Annotated in this window: 6 protein-coding genes; 2 read left to right on the top strand and 4 right to left on the bottom strand. The window is 71.4% G+C overall.

Going from position 1 to position 6,346, the window contains the following annotated elements; translation table 11 throughout:
* Both ACH34T_RS40325 and ACH34T_RS40320 read right to left on the bottom strand, forming a co-directional pair.
* Positions 1-1,587, bottom strand: a 1,587-nt coding sequence (locus ACH34T_RS40325) for an amidohydrolase family protein (RefSeq protein WP_396026280.1), incomplete at its 3' end; no start/stop codon positions are given.
* Entirely contained in the window at positions 1,587-2,843 is a 1,257-nt protein-coding gene (locus ACH34T_RS40320; protein WP_396026279.1) for an amino acid deaminase, read from the bottom strand. The genes ACH34T_RS40325 and ACH34T_RS40320, both read right to left, overlap by 1 nt.
* Before the next feature lie 116 nt (positions 2,844-2,959).
* Between ACH34T_RS40320 and ACH34T_RS40315 the strand changes: the two genes are divergently transcribed.
* On the top strand, positions 2,960-3,706 hold the full coding sequence (locus tag ACH34T_RS40315) for an IclR family transcriptional regulator (RefSeq protein WP_396026278.1): 747 nt from the start codon (positions 2,960-2,962) through the stop codon (positions 3,704-3,706).
* Between the two features lie 234 nt (positions 3,707-3,940).
* Here the strand turns inward: ACH34T_RS40315 and ACH34T_RS40310 are convergent, their stop codons facing one another.
* A complete protein-coding gene (locus ACH34T_RS40310; RefSeq protein ID WP_396026277.1) occupies positions 3,941-4,681 on the bottom strand; it encodes an ABC transporter permease in 741 nt (246 codons plus the stop codon).
* 91 nt (positions 4,682-4,772) lie between these two features.
* Between ACH34T_RS40310 and ACH34T_RS40305 the strand changes: the two genes are divergently transcribed.
* A complete protein-coding gene (locus ACH34T_RS40305) occupies positions 4,773-5,618 on the top strand; it encodes a polysaccharide deacetylase family protein (protein ID WP_396026276.1) in 846 nt (281 codons plus the stop codon).
* Between the two features lie 89 nt (positions 5,619-5,707).
* Here the strand turns inward: ACH34T_RS40305 and ACH34T_RS40300 are convergent, their stop codons facing one another.
* The gene (locus ACH34T_RS40300; protein WP_396026275.1) at positions 5,708-6,088 is read right to left on the bottom strand and encodes a hypothetical protein; all 381 of its coding nucleotides are present in this window, start codon (positions 6,086-6,088) and stop codon (positions 5,708-5,710) included.
* Positions 6,089-6,346 lie beyond the last annotated feature (258 nt).

Raw genomic sequence — 6,346 nt, 5'->3', positions numbered from 1 at the left:
GTGGGTTGTTGCGGTGGGGGTGCGGCGGAGGGAGTGGCCGGGGAGGGCGCCTGTGTGGTGTCCGTCGGCGATGACGGGGGTGCCGCCGACGAGGACGTGCGTGATGCCTTCGGCCTGCTGTTTCGGGTCGTCGAACGTGGCGGTGTCGCGGACGGTCGCGGGGTCGAACAGGACGAGGTCGGCGTGGTGTCCGGGCCTGATCAGCCCGCGGTCTTCGAGGCGGAGCCGCCGCGCGGCGCGTCCGGTCAGGTGCGCGACGCACTCTTCCAGGGACAGGACGCCCAGCTCGCGGACGTAGTGGCCGAGGTAGCGCGGGAACGTCCCCCAGGCGCGCGGGTGCGGTTTGGCGGCGGCGAGGAGGCCGTCGCTGCCGCCCGTGTGGCACGGATGCCGCATGATCGCCTGGACGTTCTCCTCGTGCCCGACGTGCTGGAGGATCGTGGTGGCGAGGTCGTCGGCGATGAGACGGTCACAGTAGACGTCGAACGCGGGACGTCCGGACGCGGCGGCGAGGGCGGCGATCGTCCGTCCGACGACGGTGGTGTCCGGGGAGCCGGAGATCTCGATCGTCTCCCATTCGGCGGGGACGCCGTGGCAGCCGTCCGACCCCTCGACCTCCATCGCGTGCCGGATCCGGGCCCGCTCGGCGGGGTCGTGGAGGCGGGCCAGCAGCGCCGAGGGGCCGCCCGCGGACGCCCAGCTCGGCAGCAGCGCGGCGAGGGTCGTGGAGCCGGGCAGGTACGGGTAGGTGTCGAGGCTGATGTCGCAGCCGTCGGCGATCGCGTCGTCCAGGAGGGCCAGCAGTTCGGGCGCGCGTCCGCGGTTGACGCCGAAGTTCATCGTCGCGTGGGCGAGGTGCAGCGGGCAGCCGGAGCGGCGCGACAGCTCGACCATCTCGGCGTACGCCTCCAGCGCGCCCGCCCCGTACGAGCGGTGGTGCGGCGCATAGAAGCCGCCGAGGGACGCGACGACGCGGCACAGCTCGGTCAGTTCCTCGTCGTCGGCGTACATGCCGGGCACGTACGTGAGGCCGCTGGACATCCCGACCGCGCCCTCGCGCATGCCGGTCGCGACGAGTTCGCATTGCCGGTCGATCTCGGCGCGGGTCGGCGGGCGGTCGTCCCAGCCCATCGCGAGCATCCGCACCGTGCCCTGCGGGACGAGGTAGCAGGCGTTGACCGCGATGCCCTGGTCGAGCCGGTCGAGGTATTCGCCGACGGTGCGCCACGTCCAGTCGAAGCCGGGCGGGTCGGTGTTCCAGCCGGCGATGGCTCGGCGGGTGTCCGCGAGGGTGGTGTCGTCGACGGGCGCGTAGGACAGGCCGTCCTGGCCGATGACCTCGGTCGTCACGCCCTGGCTGACCTTGGCGAGGTGGTCGGGCTCGATGAGCAGCGCAAGGTCGGAGTGGGCGTGCATGTCGATGAACCCGGGGGCGAGGACGAGGCCGTCCGCGTCGATGACGGTCGTCCCGGACAGGCCGTCGCCGATCTCGGTGATCCGGCCTTCGGCGATCGTGACGTCGGCGACGTGGCCGGGGGCTCCGGTGCCGTCCACGACGGTCGCGCCGCGGATCACGGTGCCCGGCATCAGAACCACGTCCTGACGAGGTCGATGACGGCGGGTCGTTCGGCGTCGGCGTCGTCCAGGACGGGGATCAGCGTCCATTTGTCGAGCGCGGTGCACGGATGCGACAGGGCCAGCTTCACCACGTCACCGACCTCCACGGACGCGTCCACCAGGAAGCCGTGCTGGTCGTTGATGGCGGTGACGTGCGCCTTCTCGACCGCCTCCGGCCCCTTCCCCCGGACGAGTTGCGGCGCGGGCAGGCCCTCGTCGAACGGGAGGTCGCGTTTGCCGGCGTCCAGCAGCGCGAGCGCGGGCTCCGGCCGGGACACGACCCGCGCCCAGCCGTGCATGGCCGACCGCAGCGGCGCGTCGCCGGCGCCTCGCGAGAAGGGCGAGATCTCCCGGTAGAACCCGTCGTCGTGGACGATGTACGCCCCCGACCGCAGCACCACCCGGCCGTCGACCCCGACTAACACGTCCGCGACCTGGTCGAAGAAGGAGCTGCCTCCGGCGGTCACGATCGGCTCGTCCGTCTCGTAGTCGAGGGCGCCGAAGAGGTTCGCCATCCGGCGCAGGTAGGCGTCGACGGCGCCGCGCCCCTCGTCGGACGCGTCGTGCGCGAGCGCGCCCTCGTATCCGGCGAGCCCGGCGAGCCGGAGTGTCGGGGCCCCGCGCACGGCGTCGGCGAGCGCGCGGGCGTCGCCGTCGTCCCGGACGCCGGTGCGCCCGTGCGGACCGCCGATCTCGACGCACACGTCGACCCGGCGCTGGGCGCGGGCTTGGCGCAATGCGTCGTCCATCAGCACGACCGAGTGTGGCGAGTCGACCCACGAAATGAACTCGAACTCCGGATGCTCCTCCAGCTCGGCGGCCAGCCAGGCGAGGCCCGCCGGGTCGAGGAGCGCGTTCGCGAGCATGACCCGGCGGACACCGAACGCGCGGGCCACGCGGAGCTGCGGCAGGTTCGCGACCGTGACGCCCCACGCGCCCGCGTCCAGCTGCCGCCGCCACAACTGCGGGGCCATGGTCGTCTTGCCGTGCGGGGCAAGCGCGACACCCGCCGCGCCTGCCCAGCGCGCCATCGTCCGGACGTTGTGGTCGAGCGCGGCCTCGTCCAGCGTCAGCAGCGGGGTGCCGAAGTCGTCGAGGGGCGGACGGGCGTCGCGGACCTCCGCCACCGACATCCCGTGCAACGACGCCGGAATCGCCTTGAAGCGCCAGTCGAGCCGCTCCTCAGCGAGCGCGTCGATCGCCCCGGCATCGATGCTCGCGACCATCATGACCTCCGTAATTGCACATAATGCAACGACAATTGCGTCTTGTGCCATTGTGGTTGTAACATCACCCGCGGGTGCCGGTCAACGACCCGGGGCTTACCCCGGAAGGGAGCCGGATGAGCCAGAGCCTCGGACGCGCCCTCGCCATCCTCGGCGAGCTGGGCGAGGGGCCCCGGACCCTGGACGAGCTCGCCGCTAAGATCGGCGTCCACAAGACGACCGTGCTGCGGCTGCTACGCACCATGGAGGCCGGACGGTTCGTCCACCGCGACTCCGACCACCGCTTCCACCTCGGCTCCCGCCTGTTCGCGCTGGCGGGCGCGGCGCTGGAGCAGCGCGGTATCCGGGACGTCGCCGCCCCGCACCTCGCGCGGCTGAACGAGGACACCGGGCAGACCGTCCACCTCGGCGTGTACGAGGGCGGCAACGTCATCTACCTGGACAAATACGATTCGCGGCACTCGATCCGCATGTACTCGCGGGTGGGGCTGAGCATGCCGCTGCACGCCACCGCGATCGCCAAGGTGCTGCTCGCCGACCTCCCCGAACCGCGCCGCCGCCGCGTCGCCGAGGAGATCGAGTACACCGCGTTCACCGAGCACACCCTCACCGGCCCGCCCCAGCTCCTCGACGAGCTGTCCCGCGTCGCCGAGCAGGGCTACGCGCTCGACGACGCCGAGCACGAGACGTTCATCCGTTGCGTCGCGGCTCCCGTCCGCGACGCGACAGGACGCGTCGTCGCCGCCGTCTCCATCTCGGTCCCGGAGGTGGTGCTGACCCGCGACGAGGTCCTCGCCCTGCTGCCCGCCCTCCTCGACACCGTCCGCGCCATCTCCACCGACTGCGGCCACCCCACCCCCTGACCCCGAACGAGCCGGGGCACACCGTCCCTTGGACGAGTCAGCGTCCCTTGGACGAGTCAGCACATCGTCCTTGGACCAGACCTCAGCCGGGGCCACGGGTCGTGCGGCCGGAGGCGCCCCGCGCCGGAGGCCGCACGACCCGCCGGCCGGGGGGCCGTTTCACGAGACGCGCCAGCGGCTCGGGAAACGGTTCACCGGCCGGTGACGGGGGTTCCAGGGGGTCGTCCCCCTGGGCTAACACAGCCTTCCGGTGGCCACCAACTCCAGGGTGATCAGGACGGCGATCGACTCGACGGCCAGCAGCCCGACGAGGACGAGCAGCTGGATCGCGCCCGCCTCCGCCGGGTCGGCGCCGCCGAGGAGCACGCCGACGAACGCGCCCGGCAGCGTGACTAGCCCGACCGTGCGCGTCTGGTCCATGACGGGGAACAGCCCGAGCGCGGCGGCCGGCCGGCACACCTCAAGCGACGCGTCCCGGGGCAGGAGGCCCAGCGCGAGGCCGCCCTCGTACTCGCCGCGGCGCGTGGTCAGCTCGTCCAGGGCCCGGCGTCCGGTGAGTCCCGTCGCCGACATGGCGCCGCCGATGAAGATCCCCGCGATGGGCAGCACCGCCACCGGACGGCACGGCACCGCCGTCGAGGCGAGCAGCAGCGCGAGGACGGGCACGACCCCGGCGACGATGGGCAGCAGCGTCCACCATCCGCATCCGCGCACTGATCCGGTGATCCGCCGTCCCGCCGTCGCCGCCGCGACCACGGCCATGACCGCGATGAACGTCGCCGTCCAGCCGGCGCTGCGCAGCACCCCCGCGATGAGCAGCGACACGACCGCGAGCTGGACGGCCGCCCGCACCGTCACGACGAGCATGTCCCGGCCGAGACCGAGGCCGCCGGCCCGGACCACCACGGCCGCGAACGCGGCGAGCCCGGTCAGCACGAGCGCGAGCACGGGCCCGAATTCGGGAGCCGCGTTCACCCTTCCCCCAAGTGTGCTGATGATCGCATAGCGGCCTCCTACCCCGTTAAACCCCGATAGCGTGGTACTTGTGGAGGTAGATGTTGCAGGTGTGGCGTCCGAGCTAGCGTCCCGCCTGACTTCCCGTCGCGAAGCGCTCTGGCTGATGGGTGCGGCGGCCGGCCTCACCGCGCTGGCGGCGGACGGGGTCCGTCCCTCGGGCGACTCCCGGGCCTCGGCTGCGGCGACTCCCCGCGCGCGGCCGGTCATCCATCCGTCGCCGTCCCCGACGCCGACGCCGACGCCCACCCCGACGCCGCGTCCCGCCGCGTGGACGCCCGCGAAGCTCACCGCGCTGGAGACGCCCGTCCGCGAACTGTCGCAGCTGTCCCCCGCGCCGCCGCCGAAGTCGATCGCCCTCACCATCGACGACGGCCCGAACCCGACGTGGACGCCGCGCATGCTCGACCTCCTCGCCGAAGAGGAGGTCCACGCGACGTTCTTCATCATCGGCGAGCAGGTCAAGGAATTCCCGAAGCTGACCCGCCGGATCGCCGACGCCGGTCACCAGATCTGCAACCACACCGAGACGCACCCGATCACCATCGCGGGGCTTTCGGAGAAGCGCGTCCGCAAGGAGATCGTCGACGCGCACGACCGGATCGCCGACATCACCGGCGTCGTCCCGCAGTTCTTCCGCTCGCCCGGCGGCATTTGGTCCGACACCGTGCTGGAATTGACCGCCGAGCAGGGAATGCTTCCCATCGACTGGGCCGTCGACCCCCGCGACTGGGCCACGCCGGGCGTCGGCCGGATTCGCAGGTCCCTGCTGGAAGGCAAGGAGGGCGACATCATCCTGTGCCACGACGGCGGCGGCGACCGCTCCCAGACCATCAAGGCCCTCAAAGGCGCGATCCCGAAATTGAAGAAACGCGGCCTGTCCTTCGTCGCCCTCTAATCGCCGCGACGGCCGTTTGAGAACGCATGGGAACGCCGCCCCGTGACGCAGTCGACGGGGCGGCGTTCGCGGTGTTCAGAACCGGATTGTCAGGCGACCCTCTGCATGGGCACCAGAACTTCACCGGCCTTGTGGGTGCTCATGTCGAACAGCGTGAGGGCTGCCATCGTGGGGCCGTCCTCGCAGCGATTGTCGAGCAGCGTCGACTGCCCCCGGAACGCGTTGATGGTGGAGTCCATCCGGTGGTCTTCGGGGCAGAAGACCGTGAGCTGCACGGCGCCGTGGCCCATGCAGTTCGCCGCGACGAACGGGCCGGCCTTGCTGTCGAGGGCACAGGCGACCGGCGGCGGCTTGGGCTTGTCGTCGTCCGGGCCGAGGGCGGCGGACGCCGGGCCGATGCCGAAGCCGTAGATGGCCAGCGCGGCGGTACCGGCGCCCACCGTGGCGAGGGCGTACTTGCGGAGCTTCATGAATGCACACTTCCTCTGGGTTTGGGTGGAACCCGTACTGTGGCGCCGGCGTCGCAATACTCAGGCCCGGTTCCAAGGAACCGGACCTCGAATGCAGACCTCATCATCCAGCGGCCATGACACGAGGGGTAATGTCATTACCTCATCAAAGTAAGCTATATCCCGTCCCGACCTCGGCAAAGAAGAATAGGCCGTGATCAACAAGAAGTGGGCGCGGGTTTCATGGCGCGGAGGCCAATCACCTGGTATATGACCGGC

It is taken from the genome of Actinomadura sp. 9N215 (genome assembly GCF_044326345.1).
GTDB lineage: Bacteria > Actinomycetota > Actinomycetes > Streptosporangiales > Streptosporangiaceae > Spirillospora.
Note: the sequence above shows the minus strand (reverse complement) of the source record. Positions and strands in the feature narration are given on the sequence as shown.

What these genes read in the sequence shown, in the direction of transcription:
- ACH34T_RS40320 (WP_396026279.1), bottom strand. Translation starts at nt 2,843, where the DNA reads ATGGTCGCGAGCATCGATGCCGGGGCGATCGACGCGCTCGCTGAGGAG.
- ACH34T_RS40300 (WP_396026275.1), bottom strand. Translation starts at nt 6,088, where the DNA reads ATGAAGCTCCGCAAGTACGCCCTCGCCACGGTGGGCGCCGGTACCGCC.
- ACH34T_RS40315 (WP_396026278.1), top strand. Translation starts at nt 2,960, where the DNA reads ATGAGCCAGAGCCTCGGACGCGCCCTCGCCATCCTCGGCGAGCTGGGC.